The following is a 23,750-nucleotide window of genomic DNA, read 5'->3' on the forward strand; positions in this document are numbered from 1 at the left end:
ATGCTCGTCACGACCATGAACGATGTCCCCGGCCGCCAGATCGTCGAGGTGTACGGCGAGGTGACCGGCCTGACCGTGCGCGCCCGCAACATCGGCGTGCAGTTCGGCGCCGGACTCAAGTCGATCTTCGGCGGTGAGCTCCAGGGCCTCACCAAGCAGCTGCAGGACAGTCGCGACGAAGCAAAGCAGCGCCTGGTCGAGGCCGCCGAAGCCGTCGGGGCCGACGCGGTCATCGCCATGCGCTTCGACACGAGCGAGGTGGCGCAGAACTTCCAGGAGGTCGTCGCCTACGGCACGGCCGTGAAGCTGGGCTGACACCGCCGGGTGCCGGCTCAGCCCCACGACTCCAGGGTCGAGGAGACGGATGCCAGGGTCGCCAGCGCCGCGTCCCGATCGGCGCGCGCGAGGGTGAGGCCGGCCACCACGAGCGAGGCGCACACCGCGGCGAGGGCGTCCACGGCATCCGGGGTCAGATCCGGACGCCGGTCGGCGACCGCCGAGCGGATCGCGGCGCGCATCTCGGCGGCGTAGTCCGAGACGAGCGTGCGCACCTCGGCGTCGTCGCTCGCCAGCGGAGACGAACCCGCGTTCAGCAGCAGGCAGCCGAGCCGCGCGCGCGGGGCGTCGGTCTCGATGGCCGAACGCATCTCGTCGACGTAGGCCTCGAGCGCGCCGGGGTCTCCCCCGCCGAGGGGGCGGAGGCGCGTGCGCACGACGTCGTCGAGGTACGCCGAGAGGACGGCGTCGAAGAGTCCGCGTTTGCTGCCGAAGGCATTGTAGAGGCTCGACCGGGTGAGGCCCGTGGCCTCTTCGAGCTCGACGATGCCCGTCTCGGCGTACCCGCGGCGCCAGAAGACGTCGCGCGCGGCGTCGACGACGGCGGAGCGTTCGAAGCTCGGCATCCTGCCCATGTTCTCTCCCTCGCCACTTGACGTCTTCCGGGTTGCATTCGCAGGCCCGAGGTCTATATTAGACCGGTCGTTACAAAATAACCACAGGAGGAATCCATGCGCGCAGTCATCCACCATCAGTTCGGCGAACCGGCCGACGTCGTCGGCGTCGAAGAGGTCGAGAACCCGACCCCCGGCCCCGGCGAGGTGCGCCTGCGCGTGCTCCTGTCGCCCATCCACAACCACGACCTGTGGACCATCCGCGGCACCTACGGCTTCAAGCCCGAGCTGCCCGCCCGCGCCGGCACCGAGGCCGTCGGCGTCATCGAGGAGCTCGGCGAGGGTGTCGAGAACCTGACCGTCGGCCAGCGTGTCGCCACCGGCGGCACGTTCGGGGTGTGGGCCGAGCAGGTCGTCGCCAAGGCTGCCGGCCTCATCCCCGTCGCCGAGGGTCTGAGCGACGAGGTCGCCTCGCAGCTCGTCTCGATGCCCTTCAGCGCCATCAGCCTGCTGCACTCGCTCGACCTGAAGGCCGGCGACTGGATCGTGCAGAACACCGCCAACGGCGCCGTCGGCCGCATGGTCGCGCAGATCGCGAAGGCGCGCGGCGTCAACGTCGTCGGCCTCGTGCGCCGTCAGAGCGCCGTCGAGGAGCTCGCCGCCCAGGGCATCGACAACGTCGTGTCGACCGACGCCGACGACTGGCGCGATCAGGCCCTCGCCCTCGTCGGCGACGGACGGGTCGTCGCGGGCGTCGACTCCGTCGGCGGACCCGCCGCCGGCCAGGTGCTCTCGCTGCTCAGCGAGAACGGCACCCTCGTGATCTTCGGTTCGATGGGCGCGGGCAAGCTCGAGCTCGGCGCCGGCGACCTCATCTTCCGCCAGGCCACCGTGAAGGGCTTCTGGGGCAGCGTCGTCAGCAAGACGATGGATGCCGAGACCCGCGGCGCCCTCTTCGGCGAACTGTCGCGCTACCTCGCCGACGGCACCCTGACCCTCCCCGTCGCCGCCACCTTCGGTCTCGACGACATCGTCGAAGCCGTCACCGCGAGCGACGCGCCCCGCGTCGGCAAGATCCTCATCCGCCCGTAAGCGGGTCGCGCCGCGGGGCTCGCGTCCCGCGTCGCGCGTCCCGCGGCGCGCGTCCCGCGTCGCGCGGGCCCGAGCCCCTCTTGAGTGTCCAGAACACCCGGACGATTTTTCGGAACGTCCGGGTGTTCTGGACACTCGTGCGTTCGGGGCGCGGGCGCCCGAGGCGATGCGGAGCCCCCGGACGGAGCGGCAGCGCGGGGAGGGTCGCCGCGCGTAACTCCTGAGAGAACGGCGCGCGCCGGGCGCCGTGCCCTGTATCCCGGGGCGCCGAGGAGACGGGGCCGCCTCCGTTCAGGAGTTACGCACCATTCCACGGCCCGAGCGAGGCGGCCGCCGCGGCGTGCGCGGCCGAGGGGTGGCACGCGGGTAGCGGCGGCACGGGCCAAGGAGGCGGCACGCGCCGGGGATGGCCGGGGCGTACACAAGTCCTGAGAAGCGCGGAGCGGGCCGCCTGTTCGCCGGGAGAACCGGCGCGGATATCCGGCTGCGCCGCGGCTTCTCAGGAGTTACGCACGACCTCCGCCCCCAGCGGGGAGCGCCTCAATCGCCACCCAGGCCCTCGAGGGCGACGGCGAGCGCGTCGATCGCGGGGCGCTGCCCCTTCACGAGGGCCTCGCGAGCGGCATCCAGGCCCATCCACTCGGCGCGGTCGACCTCGGGGAACGTCGCGGTCTTGCCCGAGCGGGGTGGCCACGCCATCTCGAAGGTGCCGAAGGCGAAGTCGGATGCCGAGAACCCGCTGCCGTCACCCGCGAAGACCACGACCTTCTTGCCGCTCGAATACGCGAACGTGCCGAGTTCGGCCCACTCGACCTCGGGCGCATCGACCCCGAGCTCCTCGCGGAACTCTCGGCGGGCGGCATCCAGCGCCCCCTCGGTGTCGGGGTCGTACTCGCCCTTCGGGATCGACCAGGCGCCGGCGTCCTTCTTCGCCCAGAAGGGGCCGCCCATGTGCGCGACGAAGACCTGCGGCTCCGGGGCGAGCCGGTACAGCAGGAGTCCCGCGCTCCACACGACCATCAGGTCACGGTCGCCGGAACGCGGTTCGCCTCGTCGGCGATGATGTCGGCGCGCTTGCGGAAGGTGCGGGCCGACACCCGGTCGAGGGCGATCTGCCCACGCATCTTCTCGGCCTTCTCGTAGAGCGAAGGGCCGCCGAAGCCGGTCAGCACCTTCACCAGCACGGGCAGCAGCTCGATCATGAAGAACAGCGCTGCGATCAGATAGTGCGCCCAGCGCAGCGTCGGCTCGCGATCCGACAGGCGCTCGAGGGCCGTGATCTGGCTCAGCAGACCCACCGCTCCCGCATTGCCGTCGGCGACCGACGACGCCCTCGCGTTGTACGCCGTGAGCGCCGAGTCATACTGGGCGCGAGCGGCGGGCAGCTGGTCTTCGGCCTGCTGCTTGTTCTGGTCGGCGGACGATGCGGCGGCCTCGGCGCCGGCGGAGTTCGCCGCGGCGAGCGTCGACTGCGCCTGCGCGAGCTGGGTCGACAGCGAGTCGTACGCCGACTGCGCCTGTGCGAGCTGCGCTTGCGCCGCATCGGAGCTCGCGCCGTTGCCGGCGACACCGGTGCAGCCCGGAACCGTTCCGGCGCCCTGGCCGGTGAGCTCGCACTGGTACACGGCGCGCGCCTGGTCGATCACGCTCTGCTGGGCGGCGAGCTGTTGCGTGAGCTGGTCGACGCTCTGCTGCGCAGCGGCGGATTCGGCGGAGGTCGACGAAGTGCCGGTCACGATGCCGGTCGCCGCCTGGTTCTCGAGCGCCGACACCTGCGCGCTCGCGGCGTCGAGCGCCTGCTTCTCGGGGCCGTTGGTGACGGCATCCTGGTCCGTGAGGGCCTGCGTGACGTTCGTGGAGTTGACCTCGCGCACGATGTCGTTCTGGAACACCTGCAGAACCAGGGGCTCGGCCACGACGATGCCGATGAGGGCGGCCATGATCACGCGGGGCATGGCGAGGCCGAGCAGCCGGAAGATGTTCTTCGTCGAACGCATCGTGGAGGTGAGGAAGCGGTCGAGGTTGAAGATGATGAGGCCCCACACGATCGCGAGGGGGATCGCGAGCCAGAGGCTGACCCGCACGCCCGTCAGCAGCGCGAACATCATCGACAGCGACGAGACGAGAGCGGTTCCCGCGAGCACGAGGAACATCTGCACGAAGCGCGGCACCTCCTCGGGAACCTCGTCGAGCACGTCGTTGTCGGCGCCGCCGAGCACGGCCATGCGGCGGATCAGCGACAGGCGCGGGCGGCGCGGGTCGTGTCGGCGCAGACGGGGCTGGCGCGGTTCGGATGCCACGGGGATGGATGCCGCGGGCTCGGGCGCCTCGTCGGACGGGACCGCGGTCTCGTCGTCGGCGCGCGCACGCTCGGCGCGATCGATCACGACGGTGTCGCGGGCGTCGGCGGCGTCGACGTCGAGCGGATCGGTATCGCTCGGGTCGGCGGCGATGGAGGAGCGTGGGTCGTCGTCAGCGGGCGGCGCGCCCCAGGGCTCGGCAGTGTGATCCTGGGGTTCGGCGGGACGGTTCGCCGCGTTCTGCGCGGCGAGGATGTCGTCGAGATACTGCTCGCGTTCCTCGTCCGTCGTGAACTCGATACGGCCGTCGGAGCCGAAACGGCCGGGCCGGTGAGCGGAAAAGGACATTCGCACAGGGTACGACGCCCGCACCGTTCTCTCCTGAGCGGGGCCTGAGGCGCAGCCCAGCGGCGCCGCCACCGGTCCGCGCCGGCCGGACACCTGCCATCACCCCCGCGGCACTGCGCCGAAGCCGGCACCGCCGCCGCGGCATCCGCCCCCTCACGCATAAACGCGATGCGCGACGAGAAACGCGAGCACACCGCGTTTATGGTCGCAGGAAGCGTTTCTGCGCGGGACGAGCCGGTTTCGCGGACGCCGAGGCCGAAGCCGACGCCCAGTCCAGCACCGCAGCCCGCACCGACGCCGGCACCGCGTCCGCGGCATCCGCCCCCTCACACATAAACGCCATGCGCGACGGGAAACGCGAGCACACCGCGTTTCCCGTCGCAGGAAGCGTTTCTGCGCAGGACGAGCCGGTTCCGCGGAACACGAAGGGCGGGGCGGAGCCGAAGCCCGCCCCGCCCGCGCTCGACTCAGGCCACGCGCTCCTTCGGTGACACCTCGTACGTGTTCTCGGGGTCGGAGAACACCGCGTCGCCGAGCGCCTCGTCGATGGCGGCGAGGGTGTCGGCATCCAGGGTCACTCCCGACGCCTTCACGGTGTCGACGAGCTGCTCGGGGCGCGAGGCTCCGACCAGGGCCGCGGCGATGTTGGAGTTCTGCAGCACCCACGCGATCGCGAGCTGGGGCATGGAGAGACCCGCCTCGTCGGCGATGGGCTTCAGGCGCTGCACGGCCTCGAGGGTGTCGTCGTTCAGGAACCGCTTGATGAAGGTCGCGCCGCTCTTCTCGTCGGTCGCGCGCGAGCCCTCGGGCACCGGTTGGCCGGGCAGGTACTTGCCGCTCAGCACGCCCTGCGCCATGGGCGACCAGACGATCTGCGAGATGCCGAGCTCTTCGCTGGCCGGCACGACCTTGCCCTCGATCACGCGCCACAGCATCGAATACTGCGGCTGATTCGAGATGAGCTGGATGCCGAGCTGCTTCGCGAGCGCATGCCCCTCGCGCAGCTGCTCGGCGGTCCACTCGGACACCCCGATGTACAACGCCTTGCCCTGGCGGACGACGTCGGCGAACGCCTGGAACGTCTCTTCCAGCGGGGTCTCGTAGTCGAAACGGTGGGCCTGGTAGAGGTCGACGTAGTCGGTGCCCAGGCGCTCGAGCGATCCGTTGATCGAGTCCATGATGTGCTTGCGGCTGAGCCCGGTGTCGTTCGGCCCCTTGGGACCGGTGGGGAAGTACACCTTCGTGAAGATCTCGAGGGACTCACGCCGCTGCCCCTCGAGGGCCTTGCCGAGCACGGTCTCCGCCGCTCCGTTGGCGTAGGCGTCGGCGGTGTCGAACGTCGTGATGCCCGCGTCGAGGGCGGCGTGCACCGTGGCGATCGCCGCGTCGTCGCCGACCTGCGAGCCGTGGGTCACCCAGTTGCCGAGGGTGATCTCCGAGATCTTGAATCCACTGTTTCCGAGATAGCGATAACCGACCATCCCTCCACGCTAGACCCGGCCACCGGCACCGGGGCCGCGGCATCCCTTCCCCCCCCTCACGCATAAACGCTTTGCGCGCACGGAAACGCGAGCAGAGCGTGTTTATGGTCGCGGGAAGCGTTTATGCGTGGGGGTGCGAGGGCGGGTTCGCCGTCACGCGTCCTTCCGGATCCACCGGAACGTCAGACGCACGAGCGCGAGCCCCAGCACCAGCCAGAGTCCCGTCACCAAAAGGATCAGCGGGTGGTCCCACGAGCCCGACGGCTCGGCCGCGGCGAAGCCCTCGGGCAGGAACACCGAGCGGAAGCCCTGCGCGAGCCACTTCAGCGGGAAGATGCTCGCCACGTTCTGCAGCCACTCGGGGAGGGCTGCGAAGTTGATGTAGACGCCCGAGATGAACTGCAGCAGGAGCACGATCGGGATGACGACGCCTGTGGCGCTGCGCCCGGTCCGCGGCAGCGCCGACAGGCCGATGCCGAGGATCGCGCACGTGGTCACCCCCAGCAGGAACACCCACGCGAAGGTCAGCCAGCGCTCCGGCTCCGTCGGCAGCGGCACCCCGAAGAACACCGCGGCGACGACGATGAGCAGCACCGACTGCAGGAAGCCGGTCACCAGGACCTGACCGAGCTTGCCGATGAAGTACGACACGGGGCTCAGCGGGGTGCCGCCGAGGCGTTTGAGCGTGCCGTCGCTGCGCTCCATCGCGATGTCGATCGACATGTTCTGCAAGCCCGACAGCAGCACGCCCGCGGCGAGCATCGCGGGGAGGTAGAACTGCGCGGCATCCACCTCGTCTCCGGGCGGACCGAAGGTCTGAGCGTCGAAGGCGACGGCGAAGATCAGCAGGATCATCACGGGGAAGAGGAAGGTGAAGAACACCGAGTCGCCCTGGCGGAAGTACGAGCGCACCTCGAAGGCGATGCGCGCGGCGCCCAGCCGCAGCACGCGGCTCACGCGACACCCCCGGCCGCGGTGATACGACGCGCCTCGTCGCCGAGGAACGACAGGTACGCGTCTTCGAGGCTCGGGCGCACGACCTCGAGCCGCTCGGGCTCGCCGAGGCGGGCGTACAGCTCCGCCACCACGGCCCCGGGGTCCTGCGTGCGTTCCTCGCGCACCTCGCCACCCTCGCGCCACCGCACGAAGGGCACACGCGCCGACGGTCCCCCGAGTTCGTCGACACGACCGACGGATGCCATCTGCCCGCCGACGATGATCGCTGCGCGCTCCGCCAGCTCGGCGGCTTCGTCGAGATAGTGCGTCGTCAGCACAATGGTGGTGCCCTCGTCCTGCAGCTCGCGGATGAGGTCCCAGAACTGCCGCCGCACCTCGGGGTCGAAACCCGTGGTCGGCTCGTCGAGGAACAGCAGCTCGGGTCGGCCGATGATGCCGAGGGCGACGTCCACGCGGCGACGCTGACCACCCGAGAGCTTGCGCACCGACACCTTCGCCTTCTCGCTCAGCCCCACCGCCGCGATCACCTCGTCGACGTCGCGGGGCCGCGGATAGAACGCGGCGAAGTGGGCCAGCAGCTCGCGCACCGACGCGGTCGGGGCCTCACCGGTGTTCTGCAGGACGATGCCGAGCCGCGCCTTCCAGTCGAGACCGCCGCGGTGCGGGTCGACGCCGAGCACGCGCACCTCGCCGCTCGTACGGTCACGGTAGCCCTCGAGGATCTCGATGACCGTGCTCTTGCCTGCACCGTTGGGGCCGAGCAGCGCGAACGTCTCGCCGCGGCGGATGTCGAAGCTCACCCCGCGCAGCGCCTCGAGGCCCCCTCGGTAGGTCTTGCGCAGGTTCTCCACCCGCACGACGTTCTCGCTCATGTCCCCAGTCTGGCGGCGAGCGGGGCGGACCGGCACGACGGGCCGGGGAAACGGCATCCATCCATCGGTCGATACGCGGCGAACAGGTCTTGGCATCCGACACGCAGCGCCATATGATGGCTGACGCCTGACCGCTGATGGTCACACCACGAAGGAGTGAGACGATGAACGAAGCGCACGCCCTCCGCGCATTCCCCGCCCCTGCCGCCGTGAGCGCCGACGAGGTGCGCGCGGCCTCCGAGGCGCTCGGCTCCCGCCTCGTCGTGCTCGACGACGATCCGACGGGAACGCAGTCGGTCGCCGACCTGCCCGTGCTCACCCGCTGGGAGATCGACGACTTCGCCGCGGTATTCGCCACCGAGGCCCCCGCCGTCTACGTGCTCACCAACGCCCGCAGCCTCGGCGACGACGACGCTCGCCTGCGCAACCTCGAGGTGGCGCAGAACGCCCTCGCCGCCGCGGCCACCGCGGGAGTGGAGGTCGAATTCGTCAGCCGGGGCGACTCGACCCTGCGCGGGCACTTCCCGCTCGAGACCGACACCCTCGCCGCCGCCGTCGCGGCGGCGGGCGGCGCACCGATCGACGGGGTCGTGATCGTCCCCGCCTTTCCCGATGCCGGTCGCATCACCGTCGGCGGCGTCCACTACATGCGCGACGGTGATGACCTGCAACCGATCGGCGAGACGGAGTTCGCCCGCGACGCGACGTTCGGCTACCGCAGCTCGAACCTCGCGGCCTGGGTCGAGGAGAAGTCGGGTGGTCGCTACCCGGCCCACGCCGTCATCACGCTCGACCTCGGCACCATCCGCGCGGGCGCGACGGCCGTCGCAGATGCGATCCAGGATGCCGTGGACCTCACCCCGATCGTGTGCGACGTCGTGACCGAAGACGACCTGCGGCTCATCTCGCTCGGTCTGATCGAGGCACGCCGGCGCGGCACGACCCTGCTCTCACGCGTGGGACCGCCCTTCGTGCGCGCCCGCATCGGCAGCGAGAGGCGCGAGCCGCTGACGGCCGCCGAGATCTACCCCGACGGCGGCACCGACCGGGGCGGGCTGATCGTCGTGGGCTCGCACGTGGCCGTCACCACCCGCCAGCTCTCCCGCCTGCGCGAGACGAATCCCGACCTCACCGACATCGAGATCGACGTCGCCCGCGTGCTCGACGCCGACGGCGCGCCCGCCTACCTCCGCGCCATCGCCGACCGCGTCGTCGACGAGCTGGAGGGCGCAGACGTCGTCATCAGCACGACCCGCACGGTGACCACCGCCGCGACCGCCGACGACAGTCTGCGGATCGCCCGCACCGTGTCGGCCGCCGTCGTCGACGTCGTGCGCGAGGTCGTCGCCCGCACCCGGCCGCGCTTCGTCGTGGCGAAGGGAGGCATCACCTCCAGCGACGTCGCCGCCCACGGGCTCGCGATGCGCCAGGCCACGGTGCGCGGCCCCATGCTGCCGGGCATCATCTCGCTCTGGGAGCCCGCCGACGGCCCGGCCACCGGCATCCCGTACGTCGTCTTCGCGGGCAACGTCGGTGACGACGACGCCCTCGCCCAGGTCGTGTCCACCCTCACCCGCACGCCCTCGGCCGTCACCGGCCGCTGACCCATCCGCACGCAAAGGAGCTCTCCGATGACCACCACCTCCACCGTCGCCGTCCTGGGGCTGGGAGCCATGGGCCTGCCCATGGCCACCCGCCTGGCCACCGGGCTCACGGTCCACGGCTTCGACATCGCCCCGTCGCGCCTCGCCCTCGCCGAGGAGCAGGGCGTCACTCCGTTCCCCTCTGCCCGCGCGGCCGTCGCCGAGGCTGACGCCGTCCTGCTCGCGGTGCGCGACCAGTACCAGCTCGACGACGTGCTCTTCGGCGACAGCGGCATCGCGCCCGCACTGCGCCCGGGATCGGTCGTCATCCTCACCAGCACCGTCGGCACCGCCGGCATCCGTCCCGTCGCCGAGCGCCTCGAGGCGGACGGCATCGATCTCGTCGACGCGCCACTCTCGGGCGGTCCCGTGCGCGCCGGTCAGGGCGACCTGCTCATCGTCGTCGGCGCCTCCCCCGCCGCGCGCGAGAAGGCGGCACCCGTGCTCGAGCTCCTGGCATCCACCCTGACCGTCGTGGGTGACAACGCCGGCGACGGCCAGGCACTGAAGACCGTGAACCAACTGCTCTGCGGCGTGCACATCGCCGCCGCAGCAGAAGCCCTCGCCCTGGCCGACGCCCTGGGACTCGATCCCGAGAAGACGCTCGAGGCCCTCATGGGCGGTGCCGCCGCGTCGTTCATGCTCGGCAACCGCGGCCCGCGCATGCTCCAGGCGTACGACGAGGAAGGCGCCGAGGTGCTGAGCGCTCTCGACATCTTCGTCAAGGACATGGGCATCGTCGGCGACGCCGCGCGTCGCGTGGGCCTGCCCACCCCGGTCGCCGCCGCCGCCGAGCAGCTCTACCTCAGCGGTCGCGCCCAGGGCCTGGGCTCGAACGACGACTCCGCCGTCATCCGCGCCGTCGCCCCCGAACGTCGTCACGGCTGACGACACGCTCACCCGAGATCGAAGGAGATCCCGCCATGCTTCCCATCCTCACGGCCGACACCCCGCCCATCGCCCCGGCGGTGGAGTTCGGCACCGGTCCGCTGCTCGCCATCGCCGCGGCGGGCATCGCCCTGCTGCTCGTGCTCATCATCCTGTTCAAGGTGCACGCGTTCGTCTCGCTGCTCATCACGAGCGTCGTCGTGGCGATCTCGGCGCAGATCCCCGCCGGTGACGTCTTCACCCTGGTCGCGAACGGCGTCGGCTCGACGATGGGCAAGGTGCTCATCATCATCGCGCTGGGCGCCATCCTCGGCCGCCTCATCGAGGTGTCGGGCGGCGTGCAGCAGCTCGCCGAGAGCTTCACCGACCGCCTCGGGCCGCGCCGCGTGGCGATCGCCCCTGACCATCGTGGCGTTCGTGGTCGCCATCCCGGTGTTCTTCGAGGTCGGCGTCATCGTGCTCGTGCCGATCCTCTACGCCTTCAGCAAGATCGCGGGTGTCAAGCCGATCGTGTTCGGTCTGCCGATGTTCGGTCTCATGCTCGCCGTGCATGTGGCCGTCCCGCCGCACCCCGGCATCGTGGCGGGTGCCGGTGTCTTCGGTGCCGACCTGGGCCTGGTCACGGCGATCGCCCTGCCCATCTGCGCGGTTCTCGGCTTCCTGTGCTTCTGGGTCGCGCGCATCATGAACCGCACCGAGTACGCCCTCGCACCGCGGGTCGCGACCCAGATGGCGGAGTTCGGGCAGACCTCCACGGTCATCGAGTCGCGCCGCGCCGACGGAACCGTCATGGCGCCGCCGAGCACCGGCACCGTCGTCGCCCTGATCGCCCTTCCGATCGTGCAGATCCTCGTCGGCACGATGCTCTCGCTCAGCCTGCCGGCCGGGTCGAGCGGCCGCGGCATCGCCACCTTCATCGGCACCCCGGCCTTCGCCCTGCTCGTGGCGGTCATCGTGGCCTTCTTCGTGCTGCCGGTCCGTCGCCGCTGGGGTCTGGCCCGCACGAACGAGGTGTTCGAGAGCTCCATGCCCCCGATCGCGTCGATCCTGCTGGTCGTCGCCGGCGGCGGCGTGTTCGGCGCGGTGCTGCAGGCCTCGGGCATCGGAACCGCCCTGTCGGTCACGCTCGAACACCTCGGCGTCCCTCTGCTGGGTGCGGCGTTCCTCATCACGCTCGCACTCCGCGCCGCGCAGGGCTCGGCGACCGTCGCCATCGTCACCACGGCCAGCCTGCTGTCGGCCGGCGTCGCCGAGGCCGGGTACAGCCCGGTGCAGATCGCCGCCATCGCCGTGGCCGTGGGCTTCGGCTCGCTCGGCCTGTCGATGGTCACCGATGCGGGCTTCTGGATCGTCACGCGCTACCTCGGCCTCACGGTCGCCGACGGCCTGCGCACGTGGACGGTGCTGACCACCATCCTGGGTGTGGCCGGCTTCCTGCTGACCTGGGCGGTGTTCGCCCTGGCGGGCTGAGGCATTCGGCATCGACGCCGGGTCGGGGACGAGAGTTCCCCGGCCCGGCGATTAGGTTGGAGCGGAAGGGGGATGCCATGGCACGACGCTCACGTGTCGACGAGGTGGTCGACGGCTTGTTCGACGACATCGTCGCGCGCCGACTCGTCGCCGATCAGGTATTGCCCAGCGAACCCGAGCTGGGCGAGCGTTTCGACGTCAGTCGGGTGACCGTGCGCGAGGCCATCAAGACCCTGCAGGCGCGCGGCGTCGTGCGCGTCGAGAGCGGACGCGGATCGTTCGTCCAGCCGCTCGCGCGCTGGACATCGCTCAGCGCCGTGCTCGCCGCCACCTCCGCGACCGGCGACGCCTCGGCCGCCGAGCAGCTGATCGAGCTCCGCCGCATCTTCGAGACGGGCGCGGCCGCCCTCGCGGCCGAGCGCGCACGACCCGACGAGGTCGAGGCCATCGCCGCCGACCTCGCGGCGATGCGCGACGCTCACGAGGCCGACGACCTGGCATCCTTCGTCGCCGCCGACCTGTCGTTCCACGACCGCATCCTCGCCGCATCGCGCAACCCGTTCCTCACGGTGATGTTCGCTCCCCTCACCGAGGTGCTCTCGGAGCGCCGCGCACAGACGTCGGCCGTCCGCGTCATCCAGCACAACGCCATCGCCGAGCACGAGCACGTGCTCGAGGCGCTGCGCGACGCCGACGCCGAGGGCGCGCGCCGCGCGATGGACCAGCACATGCAGCAGACACTCGACGACCTTCGCACGCACGTGCTGGGCGCAGGCCGCGCCCGCTGAGGCCGCCGTCGCAGCCTGCGGCATCGCGGACGCCGGTGCAGCGCCGCCCTCATGGATTCCCCGCCGGGCGAGGCGAGCCGGGGAGCAGGCTCAGCCCGGGCTGGTCGGATCCACGTCGACCAGCCACGCGGTGACCGCGACCGTCGGCCCCTCGACGATATCGAGTTCGATCGGCCAGGAGCCGCGCACCCTTCCCCCGGTCTGAGCGGCCCACACCGTGTGGGTCACCGGGGCGCCGTGCGGGGAGGCGGCATCTCATCCGAGCACCGTGACGGCGAACCCGCCGACGAGAGTCTCGATGAGCTGCGGGCCGGGCCCCTGCGCCATGAACGACCCGCCGCTCGACGGTGACGTCGAGAAGGTGTCCGTTCTCGTCTCCGAACGCGACATCGGGGTACGGCCTCGACCTTCGAGCCTGGCAATCCCCTGTGCCGTCCAAACCATTCCCCCCGCCTGCCCCCGAACCACCTGTGCGAGACGTTTTCGCCCCCGGTCGTCGCGCAGATCCCCTTACCGCCCTCGAACCGTCCACGTGGACGCTGGAGGTTCTTTTGTCGTTGCTGCAGTCCCCCCTCCTTTCGCAGACCGCCCCGAACCCGACGCCCGATCCCCTGCTGACGCCGGTCGCCCCCGCCCCCGGTCAAGGCTCGACCGGCGTCACCGACACCGTCATCCCCGTCCAGCCCGGCACTTCCGCCCCCGGCGGGTTCCTTCCCGACTGGTCGATCGGGGAATGGCTCGGCTACAGCGGCGTCATCGTGCTCGCTCTCGCCCTGACCGTCGTCGCGACGACGACCCTGTGGTGGATGCTGCACGCCTGGCGCTCCGCCGACGACCTGCGGGCGACGCAGTTCAGCTCGTCCCCACGACCCGCTCGACACCGCTTCACGCTCCTCGTCCCCGGTCGACACGAAGAGGAGGTCATGGGCCAGACCCTCGATCGCCTCGCGCAACAGGATCACCCCGACTTCGAGATCATCGCGATCGTCGGGCACGACGACCCGGGCACCGAGCTCGTGGTCCGCCAGGCGGCAGCGCGGCATCCGGACCTCATCAAGGTCGTCGTCGATGACAGCGTCCCCAAGAACAAGCCCAAGGCGCTCAATCGCGCCCTGCAGATCGCCACCGGCGACGTGGTCGGGCGTGTTCGACGCGGAAGACGAGGTGCACCCCGGTCTGCTCACCGTCGTCGACTCCAAGTTCCAGGAAACCGGCGCCGACGTGGTTCAGGGCGGCGTGCAGTTGATGAACTTCGAGACGAGCTGGTGGTCGCTGCGCAACGTGCTCGAGTACTACTTCTGGTTCCGCTCGCGTCTGCACTTCCACGCCCGGTCGAAGTTCATCCCGCTCGGGGGCAACACCGTCTTCGTCACTCGCGAGCGGCTGCAGTGGTCGGCCGGTTGGGACGACCAGTGCCTGGCCGAGGACTGCGAACTGGGCGTGCGCCTGTCGAGCGACGGCGCGAAGGTCGTCGTCGCCTACAACCCCGAATACGTCACGCGTGAGGAGACCCCGCCCACGCTGAAGTCGCTCTACAAGCAGCGCACACGCTGGAACCAGGGCTTCCTGCAGGTGCTCGGCAAGGGCGAATGGAAGGCACTGCCGACCCTGCGCCAGCGCATGTACGCCCGTTACCTGCTGAACATGCCGTTCCTGCAGGCGGCGACCGGACTGCTGATCCCCATCTCGATCGCGTTCATCCTGCTGATCAAGGTGCCGACGCCCGTCGCCCTCATCACGTTCCTCCCCCTGGTGCCGACGGTGATCACCCTCGTCGCGGAGGCTGCCGGGCTGACGGAGTTCGGACGCGTCTACGACAAGAAAGTGCGCGTGCGCGACTACGTCCGTCTCGTCCTCGGCCTCGTTCCCTACCAGGTGTTCCTCGCCGCCGCGGCCGTGCGCTCGGTCGTTCGCCAGCTCAAGGGCGACGGCAGTTGGGAGAAGACCGAGCACACGGGTGCGCACCGGGATGCCGCCGCGGCCCCGGCCGCGACGTCCGAACTCGTGACCACGACGGTGGCGGTGAACCGATGACCTCCATCCTCGATCGCACGTCCCCTGTCCCCGCCTCTCGTCGAGCGGAGCGGGTGTCAGAGACCCGACGATCGCGGTGGCGCGAGCGTCTGGTCGATGCCGCGTGGCTTGTGCCTCCGCTGCTCATCGGCATCTTGGTCAATGCCCTCAACCTGGGCGGCTCGCCCCAGCGCATCGACGACGAGGGCACCTACACCGCCCAGGCGTGGAGCCTCGGCAATCTCGGCGAGCTGACGCACTACACGTACTGGTACGACCATCCGCCGCTCGGGTGGATCCAGATCGCGGCGTGGGCCGGGCTCACCGACGCGTGGGACCGATACGACGTCGCCGTGATCGCCGCCCGCGAGGCGATGCTGGTTGCGACCGCGATCGCCGCGGTGCTGCTTTGGTGCCTCGTACGCCGCATCGGATTCGCCCGGCTCACGGCATCCGTCGCCGTGGCGATCTTCCTGCTGTCGCCGCTCGCGGTGCAGTTCCACCGTCAGGTGTACCTCGACAACATCGCGACCGCGTGGTTGCTCGGTGCACTGCTGCTCGCGATGAGTCGGCGCGCCCAGCTGATCGGCTACGCCGGTGCGGCGGCGGCCTTCGGTGTGGCGGTCCTTACGAAAGAGACCTACCTGCTGGCACTTCCGCTCGTGGCCTGGTTCATGTGGCGGGGCGCCGACCGGACGACGCGTCGGTACACGGTGTCGGTCGCGGCCTCCGTCCTCGCCCTGATCGGCCTGACCTACGTGGCGTTCGCGCTGGTGAAGGGCGAGGTGACCCCGGCACCCGGTCGGGTGAGCCTGTGGGACGGTCTCGCTTTCCAGCTGTCGTCGCGAGAGGGCAGCGGATCGCTCTTCGATCCCGAGAGCCTCATGTCGCGGACCATCGGTCTGTGGTGGCAGCTCGACGCCGTGCTCATCGTGACCGCGCTGGCCGCCGCCGTCGCCGCGCTGTTCGTTCGTCGCCTGAGGCCGTGGGCGATCACTCTGCTGGCGCTGACGGCGTTCATGTTCCGCGGGGGCTACCTCCCTGTGCCGTACGTCATCATGCTGCTGCCGTTCGCCGCGATCGTCGTGGCCGGCATGGGCCAATGGGCCGTCGAAACGCTGCGCGCGGACGCCGTGCTGCAGCGCTTCACGGGTGTCGCGCTGGCCTCCGGCCTGATCGTCGCGCTCCTCGCGGCCGGGCCGCTGTGGGCGGCGCAGCTCCGGGGCTTCTTGCTCGCCGACCTCGACCGCCCCCTCCGTGACGCCGAGACATGGATGACCCAGAACGCGCCGGGAGACGCGCGCATGCTCGTCGACGACGCGATGTGGGTCGATCTCGTCGACGCCGGCTTCGACCGCGAGAACGTGGTCTGGTACTACAAGGCCGACACCGACACCGACGTGCAGCGCCTCGCTCCCGACGGGTGGCGCGACTACGACTACGTCGTCACCACGGACTCGATGCGCACGTTCCCCACCGAGTTCCCCACGGTGCGGCAGGCGATCGACAACAGCGTGGTGGTGGCGTCCTTCGGCGAAGGCGCGCAACAGGTCGACGTCCGCCTCGTCGATCGCAACCAGGCGGCACTGGCCCAGGCCTCGGACGACGGGCTCTACGCCGCCCGATCCGTCGCCGGTCAGCAGCTCCTGCAGAACCCCGACGTCGGTGTGCCCGGCCCGGAGCAGGACCTGCTCACCTCCGGCATCGTGGACGGCCGCATCCTGCTCACGCTGGGCCAGTTGGCGGCGACCGGTCGCGTCGATATCGCCGACATCGCGCAGTTGGGCGGCGACCCCTCGGGCGTCCACCGGCAGCTCGTCGTGAGCTCGTTCGCCGGTCAGGACGCACGCGGTGACGCTCCCGGCGCCGACGAAGTCGTGCGGTTCTTCTCGTCGCTCGCGGGTCCTCTGCGCCCGGTCTCGGTCGAGCGAGGGGACGCCGGGGTGATCGTGACGTTCTCACCCGACGAACCCACCGACCTGCTCCCCCGCCCCGCTTCATGATCCCGTTCATCCGTTCGATCCCCCTCCCCCCGAAGAAAGGATCCGCCATGACCATCTCCTCCCCCTCCCCCCGTTCCGCCCGTCGGTCTCGGATCGGCCTGCGCGGCCTTGCCCTGACCGCCGCAGCCGTACTCCCCCTGGCCCTGGGCGTCGCAACGGCGCCCGCGGCGATGGCCGCACCGGCCGCACCGGCCGCACCGAGCGGCTGGGCCCGGGTCGCGCATCTCTCGCCCGATACCAAATCGGTCGACGTGCAGATGACCGCGCTGGCCGGGGGTGCGGTCGTCTACGAGCTCGACGACGTCTCGTACGGAGCGGTGAGCGACTACATCCCTCTCGCCGAGGGAACGTACGTCGTGTCGATGGTCCCCTCCGACGCCACGGACGACTCCGAACCCGTCGTGCAGCAGTCGGTGGACGTGTCGGCGGGAGAGCCCATCACCGTTGCGGCATACGGGCGCAACGCCGAGCTGAAGACCACCGTCTTCGACGACGACCTCTCCGCCCCGGCGGAGGGCCAGGCACGCGTGCGCGTCGTGCAGGCGTCCACGCTCGAGCCCCGCGTCGACGTCGACACGGCGGAGGGCCGGTCGATCGCGCAGGCCGTGACCTCCGGCTCCGCAACCGGCTACGCCGCCGTGCCCGCCGGCTCTTGGAACCTCGAGCTCTCGGGCGCTGGCGAAACGGCATCCTCCGCCGTCGCCCTTCCCGCGGGGAGCGTCTCGACCATCTTCGTGCTCGACGACGCCGCGGGCGCGCTGACCGCCCGGACGGTCACCGACTCGGCGACTCTCGCCGACATGCCCACCGGCGGTATCCACACGGGCGGCGGCGGCACGGCGGTGCAGTCCGCGGCGCCCGCTGGGCTCATCGGCGGCGTCGTCGCACTCCTCGGCGGACTCGTTGCGACGATGGTGGTGCTGCGCCGTCGGTCCTCGAAGGGCACCGCATGATGCGCGGGAGGAAGACCCTCGCGGCCGCTGTCGTCGCCACGGTCTGCGTCGTGACGCTCAGCGCATGCACCGCGCCGACGCAGCAGGTCTCCGACGCGCGCGAGCGTACCGTCGCCACGGCATCCGCGTTCCTGTCGACCTACGTCGACGACGGACGCGTCGTGCGAACCGATCAGGGTGGCGACACGGTGAGTGAGGGGCAGGCGTACGGCCTGCTCCTGGCCGTGGCCGCCGACGACGAGGAGCAGTTCGACCGGATCTGGGACTGGACCGTCGACAACCTGCAGCGCGACGACCTGCTGCTGTCCTGGCAGTGGAAGGACGGCTCCGTCGTCGATGATCAGCCCGCTTCCGACGCCGACCTCGACGCCGCGCGCGCCCTGGTGCTGGCCGGCGACGAGTTCGGACGCGACGACCTCCGCGAGCGAGGAGTCGAGCTGGGTACCGCGCTGCTCGATCGCATGACCGCGACCACCGCCCTCGGCCGCATCCTGCTGCCGGGGCCATGGGCCACCTCGACGCCGCACGCTTACAACCCCTCCTACGCATCGCCGGCCGCATACGCGGTGCTGTCGGACGCGTCGGGGGACACCCGGTGGGACGAACTGGCCGAGGGCAGTCGCGCAGCCACCGCGGCTCTGCTCGATGCGAATCCCCTGCCGACCAACTGGGCAACGGTCGCCGACGACGGCACGGTAGCGATCGCCGGCTCCGCGGGCGGCGGCGGCGAGCCGCGGTACGGATACGACGCCGTTCGCACGCCGATCCGGTTCGCGGAGTCGTGTGATCCCGCTGACCGCGCCCTGGCGGGTCGGATGGCCGACGCGCTCCCCATGGATGACGTGCTGCCCGCCGAGTTGGACTCCGGTGGCGGGGGCGTCACCGGGGATCGGCACGCGAGCGCCTACGCGGCTCGAGCCGCAGCCCTCGCCGGCGGCGATCGCGACGAGGCCGCGCGCGCGGACCTCTCGCGCATGACCGAGACCTCCTCGAGCACGCCGACGTACTACGGCGACGCATGGAACGCGTTGACCACGGCCATGCTGAGCGATGATGTGCTCGGCGGCTGCCCGCCGCTGAGCGACGACGGGGCGGCGGCCGGCGCGACCAGCGGGGGCGCTGCCGCCGCAGGCGACGCGCGCGGGGCCGCAGCGGGGCTGCAGGACCCGGTCTCAGCGCCCGCTGCCTCTACCGCGACGCCCACGCACATCTCGATTCCCGCCATCGGCGTCGACTCCGACCTCGTCGGTCTGGATCGCGGAGCAGACGGGTGGATCGAAGCCCCCACCGATTACAACGCGGTCGGATGGTACGAGAAGGGCGTGCTGCCCGGCGCCGTGGGACCTGCCGTGATCGCGGCGCACGTCGATTCACCCACGGGCCCCGCCGTCTTCTTCGACCTCCCGCGGCTCGAAGCCGGAGACCGGGTATCGATATCGCGCAGCGACGGCACGACGGCGACCTTCGTCGTGACCGGTTTGCAGACCGTCGAGAAGGACACCTTCCCCACCGCGTCGATCTACGCTCCCGTCCCCACCCCGGAACTGCGGATCGTGACGTGTGCGGGGGCGTGGGACCCGGCCACCGGCCACTACGTGGACAACCTGGTCGTCACGGCCGTAGCCGGCTGAAGCGGCGAGGTCGGTCGGGGACGGGGCTCAGCCGACGGGCGTCGCCTCGGCGGCCGCCTCGTCTTCTTCGGTCGCCACGAGCTGGCCGCACGCCCCGTCGATCTCTTTGCCGCGGGTGTCGCGGAGGGTCGTCGGGATGCCGGCGTCGTTCAAGCGGCGCACGAACTCGTTCTGCACGGGGACCTCGGATGCCGTCCAGATCGAGCCCGGAGTGGGGTTCAGCGGAATCGGGTTCACGTGCACCCAGCCCCGGCCGCGGGCGTTGAGCTTGTCGGCCAGCAGATCGGCACGCCAGGCGTGGTCGTTCATGTCTTTGATCAGGGCGTATTCGATCGACACGCGGCGCCCGGTCTTGTCGAAGTAGGCACGCGCGGCATCCAGGGCCTCGTCGACCTTCCACTTCGAGTTCACCGGGATGAGCTCGTCGCGCAGGTGGTCGTCGGGCGCGTGCAGCGACAGCGCGAAGGTCACCGGGATGTCCTCGTCGGCGAGCTTCTTGATCGCGGGCACCAGACCGACGGTCGACACCGTGATGCCCCGCGGGCGCTCATGCCGAGCCCGTGGTCTTTGTCGACCATGACGCGCACGGCCTGCATGACGCGGGCATAGTTGGCGAGCGGCTCACCCATGCCCATGAAGACGATGTTCGACACACGGTCGAGCGAGTGGTCGGAGCTCTTCTTGCCGCCCAGGCCGCCGGCGGCGATGAGGGCGTTGGCGCGCACGATCTGGTCGACGATCTCGGCCGCCGACATGTTGCGGGTCAGTCCCGCCTGGCCGGTGGCGCAGAACGGGCAGTTCATGCCGCACCCCGCCTGGCTCGACACGCACAGCGTGATGCGCCCGGGGTAGCGCATGAGAACGGACTCCACGAGCGCGCCGTCGTGCAGCTTCCAGAGGAACTTGATGGTGTCGCCGCGGTCGGTCTCGAGCCGGCGCACCTCGGTGAGCAGCGGCGGCAGCATTCCGGCGACGAGTTCTTCGCGACCGGATGCCGGCAGATCGGTCATGTCGGCCGGGTCGGAGGTGTAGTGGGTGAAGTAGTGCTTCTCGAGCTGCTTCGCGCGGAAGCCGGGGAGGCCGAGCTCCTTGAGCTTGGCGATGCGCTCGTCGTGCGCGAGGTCGGCGAGGTGCACCGGCGGCTTGCCGCGCTTGGGGCTGGCGAACTGCAGCAGCGGACGACCGGTCTCGTCCTTGGCCTGCTGCCATCCTTCGGTCTTGGGGCGCACCTGGCGGATGCCGGTGTTCGCCGGGGCTCCCTCGGGGCGCACCGGGCGGGGCGTCGTCGTGCGCACGGGGGGCTGATCAGTCATGGTTTCCAGGGTACCGGGCGCATCTGCGCCGCGGCTGGGCGCTTCACCGCCGCGCGAGCGGTCCTTCCTCGGCCCGACGAGTCCCGTTCTCGCCCCTCACGCGCGTACGCAGCGGGACCGCACCCTAGGATGCATCCCATGCCCGGTGCCGGTGACGTCTCCCTCCCGCCCGGCGGCGTGCAGAAGCTTCTGAACAACAACGTCGTCGTGGCGATCGACGGCGACGGCCGCGAGCGCGTGCTCATGGGTCGAGGCATCGGCTTCCAGCTCAAGCACGAGGGCCGCGTCGATCCCGCGAAGGTCGAGAAGACGTTCGTCCTCGAGCAGGGCAGCGACACCGCTCACGCCCAGAAGCTCCTCACCGACGCGCCGTACGCGCTCGTCGAGGCGGTCCTGCACGCCGTCGACCAGGCCGAGCGCGACCTGGGTCGCGACCTGGGGCGCCGGCTACCGCTCGCGGTCATCGACCACATCACCTACGTGATCGAGCGCCTCGACCAGGGCATCCGCATCCCCGGCACCTCCATGCCCGAGCTACGGATCCTCCACCCCGACGAATCACGCGCCGCGGAGCGCATGGCGACTTCGATCGCGGCATCCCTCGACCGTGAGCTCCCGCCCGAAGAGGGCGTGTTCCTGACGATGCACCTGCTCAACGCCACGCGCGACGAGCCCAACGGCACCGCGGCCCTGCTGTTCCGTCGGGTGCAGCACGTCGTGCGCACCGTCGAAACCGGCCTCGGCGTCGCCCTCGACACCGAGAGCCCCGACTACGCGCGGTTCATCCTGCACGTGCGCTTCCTGCTGCAGCGGCTCGTGAACCGCGCGATGCTCGCGAGCGGCGACTCGTCGTTCTTCGAGTTCGCCAAGCACCGTTATCCCCGGGCCTTCGGCATCGCCGAGGCCGTGAAGGCCTACGTGCTCGCGGCGACCGGGTCGACCCTCACCGACGAAGAGGTGCTCTACCTCACGGTGCATGTCGAGCGCCTCGCGACGAGCCTGGGTCGCGCCGACGACAGTGGCGGCCCCGACGCCCCGGTGCTATAGTCACCGTCGCAGGTGTCACACCCTGCCGACGTTTTCCGGATTGTTACCGCGCGAGCGGGCAAGACCTGAATCCACATCGCTGACGAGCGATGAACGGATTCGGGTCTTTTTTATTGCCCGAAACACCCGGCAGCGTCGCCACAGAACATTCGAACAGGCCGCATCGATGCGGCGAAAGGCAGGCGGTTCCGATGGCGGATCACGCGAAGACGGCGGCGGGGGTCCTCGCCGGTGTCGGTGGAGAGAGCAACGTCCAATCCCTCGTGCACTGTGCGACGAGGCTCCGGTTCGTGTTGAAAGACGAGGGCAAGGCGGATGCCGCGGCGATCCGCGCCACGCCCGGCGTCATCACCACGGCCCAGGCGGGCGGTCAGTACCAGGTCGTGATCGGCAACGACGTGCCCGACGTGTACGCCGCGATCCAGTCGCAGACCACGCTCGGCGCCGACACCGAGGGAGGCGAGAGCGGGGCGAAGGGCAACCTCTTCAACCGCTTCATCACGATGATCTCGTCGATCTTTACGCCGATCCTCTGGGCCCTCGCGGGCACGGGTCTGCTGAAGGCGTTCGTCGCCGCGGCCGTCACCTTCGGATGGCTGGATGCCACGGGCACGACCTACACGATCCTCAACGCGTTGTCCGATGCGCTGATCAACTTCCTGCCGCTGGCGCTGGCCATCACCGCAGCCCGCTACTTCAAGGCTTCGGAGTTCACCTCCTTCGCCATCACCGGCGCCTTGGTGTACCCGACGATCACGGCGCTCAACGGTCAGCCCGACATCACCTTCTTCGGCATCCCGGTCACGATGGTCAGCTACGTCTCGAGCGTCATCCCCGTGATCATCATCGTGTGGCTGCAGAGCTACGCCGAGCGCTTCCTGCTCAAGGTCCTGCCCGGCGCCGTGCGTCGCTTCCTGACGCCGATGATCGTCGTGCTCGTCGCCGTGCCGCTCGTCTTCCTCGTGATCGGCCCGATCTCGAGCCTCGTCGGCGGTGGCCTCGCGGCCGGCATCGGCTGGGTCTTCCAGACCCTCCCGTGGCTGGGTGGCGCGATCATGGGCGGTCTGTGGCAGGTCTTCGTGATCTTCGGCCTGCACTGGGGTCTCGTGCCGCTGTTCCAGCTCGAGTACCAGACCACCGGTCAGATCCTGCTCCTCGGCCCCGTGTTCGCCGCCGTGCTCGCCCAGGCGGCCGCCGTCGCCGGCGTGCTGGTGCGCACCCGCAACAAGAACCTGCGCTCGCTCGCCGCTCCGGCCACGCTGTCGGGCTTCCTCGCCGGCATCACCGAGCCCGCGATCTACGGCATCAACCTCCCCCTCAAGCGCCCCTTCGCCTTCGGCGTCGTCGGCGGCGCGCTCGGTGGCGCGCTCATCGCGATGGGCGGCGTGTTCTCGAAGGCGTTCGTCGTGCCCTCCGGTCTGGCTCTTCCTGCCCTGCTCGGCAACGGCAACATGCTCATGCTCGGCATCGGTCTGCTCGTGGCCATCGCCGTCCCGTTCGTGCTGGTCGTGGTGTTCGGTTTCACGGACCCGGTCGACGCCGCCGCCCCCGCCACCCCGGCGGTCGCCACCGACACGGTGGTTCTCAGCCCGGTCGACGGCACCGTCGTGCCCCTCACAGAGGTTCCGGATGCCGCCTTCGCCGACGGCTCGCTCGGCAAGGGCGTCGCGATCCGTCCGACCTCGGGCGCGGTCTACGCGCCCTTCGACGGAACAGTCGTCGCGGCCTTCCCGACCGGTCACGCCGTGGGCCTGCGCGGAGTGGACGGCGTCGAACTGCTCATCCACGTCGGTCTCGACACCGTCAAGCTCGGCGGCGAGCACTTCACGCTCAAGGTGCAGTCCGGCACCGAGGTGAAGGCGGGCGACCTGCTCGTCGAGTTCGACGGCGACGCGATCGAGAAGGCCGGCTACGACCTGATCACCCCGGTCATCGTCACCAACGGCGACCTGTACCCCGACGTCTCCGACGTGGCATCCGGGCCCCTCTCGCACGGCGAGACGCTGTTCCGCGCCATCTCGGTCGACTCCCTCTCCACCGCCCGCTGACTCCCTGGAGGCA

At 70.5% G+C, this 23,750-nt stretch carries 19 protein-coding genes and 3 pseudogenes; 13 read left to right on the forward strand and 9 right to left on the reverse strand.

Annotated features, from left to right (window positions below; translation table 11 throughout):
* On the forward strand, positions 1–315 hold the full coding sequence (locus QE454_RS04590; RefSeq protein ID WP_210076028.1) for a YbjQ family protein: 315 nt from the start codon (positions 1–3) through the stop codon (positions 313–315).
* Positions 316–332: 17 nt separating this feature from the next.
* Here the strand turns inward: QE454_RS04590 and QE454_RS04595 are convergent, their stop codons facing one another.
* Positions 333–902, reverse strand: coding sequence for a TetR/AcrR family transcriptional regulator (locus tag QE454_RS04595; RefSeq protein ID WP_307457614.1), 570 nt, complete (start codon positions 900–902; stop codon positions 333–335).
* 105 nt (positions 903–1,007) lie between these two features.
* Here QE454_RS04595 and QE454_RS04600 point away from each other — a divergent pair, with 105 nt between their 5' ends.
* Positions 1,008–1,982, forward strand: a complete 975-nt coding sequence (locus QE454_RS04600; protein ID WP_210076023.1) for a zinc-binding dehydrogenase — start codon at positions 1,008–1,010, stop codon at positions 1,980–1,982.
* Positions 1,983–2,522: 540 nt separating this feature from the next.
* Here QE454_RS04600 and QE454_RS04605 read toward each other — a convergent pair.
* The 5 genes from QE454_RS04605 to QE454_RS04625 form a co-directional block, all read right to left on the reverse strand.
* A complete protein-coding gene (locus QE454_RS04605) occupies positions 2,523–3,002 on the reverse strand; it encodes an NUDIX domain-containing protein (RefSeq protein WP_210076021.1) in 480 nt (159 codons plus the stop codon).
* Positions 3,002–4,630 (reverse strand): DUF4407 domain-containing protein, encoded by a 1,629-nt coding sequence (locus QE454_RS04610; RefSeq protein WP_307457608.1) that lies wholly within the window; start codon positions 4,628–4,630, stop codon positions 3,002–3,004. Before QE454_RS04610 ends, QE454_RS04605 begins: the two co-directional genes overlap by 1 nt.
* 467 nt (positions 4,631–5,097) lie before the next feature.
* Positions 5,098–6,111, reverse strand: coding sequence for an aldo/keto reductase family protein (locus tag QE454_RS04615; protein ID WP_307457605.1), 1,014 nt, complete (start codon positions 6,109–6,111; stop codon positions 5,098–5,100).
* Positions 6,112–6,264: 153 nt separating this feature from the next.
* Positions 6,265–7,068, reverse strand: coding sequence for an ABC transporter permease (locus QE454_RS04620; RefSeq protein WP_307457601.1), 804 nt, complete (start codon positions 7,066–7,068; stop codon positions 6,265–6,267).
* Positions 7,065–7,940: an ABC transporter ATP-binding protein gene (locus QE454_RS04625; protein ID WP_307457598.1), complete on the reverse strand. Its 876-nt coding sequence runs from the start codon at positions 7,938–7,940 to the stop codon at positions 7,065–7,067. Before QE454_RS04625 ends, QE454_RS04620 begins: the two co-directional genes overlap by 4 nt.
* 164 nt (positions 7,941–8,104) lie before the next feature.
* On the opposite strand from QE454_RS04625, the gene QE454_RS04630 reads away from it, so the two are divergent.
* The 4 genes and pseudogenes from QE454_RS04630 to QE454_RS04645 all read left to right on the forward strand — a co-directional run bounded on the left by QE454_RS04630 (position 8,105) and on the right by QE454_RS04645 (position 12,729).
* Entirely contained in the window at positions 8,105–9,544 is a 1,440-nt protein-coding gene (locus QE454_RS04630; RefSeq protein WP_307457595.1) for a four-carbon acid sugar kinase family protein, read from the forward strand.
* 27 nt (positions 9,545–9,571) lie between these two features.
* Positions 9,572–10,471 (forward strand): NAD(P)-dependent oxidoreductase, encoded by a 900-nt coding sequence (locus tag QE454_RS04635; protein WP_210076011.1) that lies wholly within the window; start codon positions 9,572–9,574, stop codon positions 10,469–10,471.
* A 35-nt stretch (positions 10,472–10,506) separates the two neighbouring features.
* Positions 10,507–11,941, forward strand: a pseudogene (locus QE454_RS04640) (GntP family transporter).
* Positions 11,942–12,018: 77 nt separating this feature from the next.
* Positions 12,019–12,729, forward strand: coding sequence for a FadR/GntR family transcriptional regulator (locus QE454_RS04645; protein WP_210076007.1), 711 nt, complete (start codon positions 12,019–12,021; stop codon positions 12,727–12,729).
* 90 nt (positions 12,730–12,819) lie between these two features.
* Here the strand turns inward: QE454_RS04645 and QE454_RS04650 are convergent, their stop codons facing one another.
* Entirely contained in the window at positions 12,820–12,957 is a 138-nt protein-coding gene (locus QE454_RS04650) for a hypothetical protein (protein WP_267788428.1), read from the reverse strand.
* Positions 12,958–12,984: 27 nt separating this feature from the next.
* A complete protein-coding gene (locus QE454_RS04655; protein WP_307457589.1) occupies positions 12,985–13,119 on the reverse strand; it encodes a hypothetical protein in 135 nt (44 codons plus the stop codon).
* 533 nt (positions 13,120–13,652) lie between these two features.
* Between QE454_RS04655 and QE454_RS04660 the strand changes: the two are divergent.
* From QE454_RS04660 to QE454_RS04680, 5 genes and pseudogenes are all read left to right on the forward strand, one after another.
* Positions 13,653–13,811: pseudogene (locus QE454_RS04660) on the forward strand (glycosyltransferase family 2 protein); the annotation flags it as partial.
* 61 nt (positions 13,812–13,872) lie between these two features.
* Positions 13,873–14,763, forward strand: a complete 891-nt coding sequence (locus QE454_RS04665; protein ID WP_309668786.1) for a glycosyltransferase family 2 protein — start codon at positions 13,873–13,875, stop codon at positions 14,761–14,763.
* A 53-nt stretch (positions 14,764–14,816) separates the two neighbouring features.
* Positions 14,817–16,745, forward strand: a complete 1,929-nt coding sequence (locus tag QE454_RS04670; protein ID WP_309668539.1) for a hypothetical protein — start codon at positions 14,817–14,819, stop codon at positions 16,743–16,745.
* Positions 16,746–16,792: 47 nt separating this feature from the next.
* Positions 16,793–17,698, forward strand: a complete 906-nt coding sequence (locus tag QE454_RS04675) for a DUF4397 domain-containing protein (protein WP_307457580.1) — start codon at positions 16,793–16,795, stop codon at positions 17,696–17,698.
* A complete protein-coding gene (locus QE454_RS04680) occupies positions 17,695–19,329 on the forward strand; it encodes a class F sortase (RefSeq protein WP_307457577.1) in 1,635 nt (544 codons plus the stop codon). The genes QE454_RS04675 and QE454_RS04680 overlap by 4 nt, the downstream gene beginning before the upstream one ends.
* Positions 19,330–19,356: 27 nt before the next feature.
* On the opposite strand, the pseudogene rlmN reads toward QE454_RS04680, so the two are convergent.
* Positions 19,357–20,642: pseudogene (gene rlmN / locus QE454_RS04685) on the reverse strand (23S rRNA (adenine(2503)-C(2))-methyltransferase RlmN).
* Between the two features lie 138 nt (positions 20,643–20,780).
* On the opposite strand from rlmN, the gene QE454_RS04690 reads away from it, so the two are divergent.
* Both QE454_RS04690 and QE454_RS04695 read left to right on the forward strand, forming a co-directional pair.
* On the forward strand, positions 20,781–21,689 hold the full coding sequence (locus tag QE454_RS04690) for a PRD domain-containing protein (protein ID WP_307457571.1): 909 nt from the start codon (positions 20,781–20,783) through the stop codon (positions 21,687–21,689).
* 191 nt (positions 21,690–21,880) lie between these two features.
* Positions 21,881–23,737, forward strand: a complete 1,857-nt coding sequence (locus QE454_RS04695) for a beta-glucoside-specific PTS transporter subunit IIABC (RefSeq protein ID WP_307457568.1) — start codon at positions 21,881–21,883, stop codon at positions 23,735–23,737.
* Positions 23,738–23,750 lie beyond the last annotated feature (13 nt).

Origin of the sequence: Microbacterium sp. SORGH_AS_0454 (genome assembly GCF_031453395.1) — a bacterium.
In the GTDB taxonomy this organism is placed as follows: domain Bacteria; phylum Actinomycetota; class Actinomycetes; order Actinomycetales; family Microbacteriaceae; genus Microbacterium.